The following is a 1092-nucleotide window of genomic DNA, read 5'->3' as shown; positions in this document are numbered from 1 at the left end:
GCCGAGCACGGCCGGGTCCTGCGCGCGCTCGCCGAGGACAGCGTGCCCGCGCTGATGCACTGCGCGGCGGGCAAGGACCGCGCGGGGCTCTCCATAGCCGTGACGCTGCTGGCGGTCGGCGTGGAGCGGGACGCCATCGAGGCGGACTACCTGGAGTCGAACGCGGCGCACCGGCGCTACCGCGTACGCCGCACGAGCGACTCCCCGAGCGCGATGTCCCCCGAGGTCATGGAGCTGCTCAACCCCCTCTTCGACGCCCGCGCCGAGTATCTGGGCGCCGCCTTCGAGACGATCGAGCAGACCTGGGGCTCCACGGACGCCTACCTCGCCGAGGGCCTGGGGATCTCCCCGGAGACCCGCGAGCGGCTCCGCGAGCGCCTGCTCGACTAGGCCCCCGGTCCCGGGCTCAAACCCCCCTCAGGCCCCTGCGGGCTACTGGTTCTGCGCCCCCAGCTCGAACAGCAGGTAGATGAAGGCCGCGAAGAGGTGGCCGACGGCCACGTAGATGATCAGGCGGATCCACAGGGCGCGGGGGAACTTCTCCTCCATGTCCTTGGCGCGCTCGGCGGGCCGCTCCGACGGTACGGATCGCTGCGGTTCGATGTCGCTCATGCCGGCTCTCCCGGAGTGGGGCCGCCCAGGCACACCGCGGTGGCGGGGCTCTGGAGCAGCGTGTGGACGAAGAGGAGATCGGCGCCGTCCTGGTCGGCGGCGGCGATCCGGTGCGGGGTCAGCGAGTCGAAGTGCGCGCTGTCGCCCGGCGCGAGGACGTGCGTGGTGTCGCCCAGGCGCAGCCGCAGCCGCCCCTTGAGGACGTGCAGCCACTCCTCGCCGGGGTGGACGCGCACGATGTCGCCCTGTGCCCCGTGCGGCACGTGCACGCGCAGGGCCTGCATGGAGCGGCCGCGGGCACCCGTCTGCCAGTAGGTCCAGCCACCGGCCCGGGTGGGCTCCATGTCCGCCGCGCGGATGATGGAGTCCTGGTCGGCGACGGTCTCGCCGAGAAGCTCGGAGACCGTCGTACCGTAGACACGTGCGAGGGCGAGCAGCATCGGCAGCGAGGGCTGGCGCTGCCCGGTCTCCAGGCGGGAC

Annotated in this window: 3 protein-coding genes; 1 reads left to right on the top strand and 2 read right to left on the bottom strand. The window is 72.9% G+C overall.

Features of this window, described 5'->3' with window-relative positions; translation table 11 throughout:
* Positions 1-390 (top strand): tyrosine-protein phosphatase (locus tag AB8Z36_RS41025; protein WP_369218426.1); only part of this gene is annotated, 390 nt, incomplete at its 5' end.
* Positions 391-432: 42 nt separating this feature from the next.
* Here AB8Z36_RS41025 and AB8Z36_RS41020 read toward each other — a convergent pair.
* Both AB8Z36_RS41020 and AB8Z36_RS41015 read right to left on the bottom strand, forming a co-directional pair.
* Complete coding sequence (locus AB8Z36_RS41020) at positions 433-549, bottom strand: DUF6126 family protein (protein WP_369218427.1); 117 nt, start codon at positions 547-549, stop codon at positions 433-435.
* A 59-nt stretch (positions 550-608) separates the two neighbouring features.
* The coding region (locus AB8Z36_RS41015; protein WP_369218425.1) for a helix-turn-helix domain-containing protein at positions 609-1092 on the bottom strand (484 nt) is incomplete at its 5' end.

The organism is Streptomyces flavofungini, from assembly GCF_041028215.1.
Classification (GTDB): Bacteria; Actinomycetota; Actinomycetes; order Streptomycetales; family Streptomycetaceae; genus Streptomyces; species Streptomyces flavofungini_B.
Note: the sequence above shows the minus strand (reverse complement) of the source record. Positions and strands in the feature narration are given on the sequence as shown.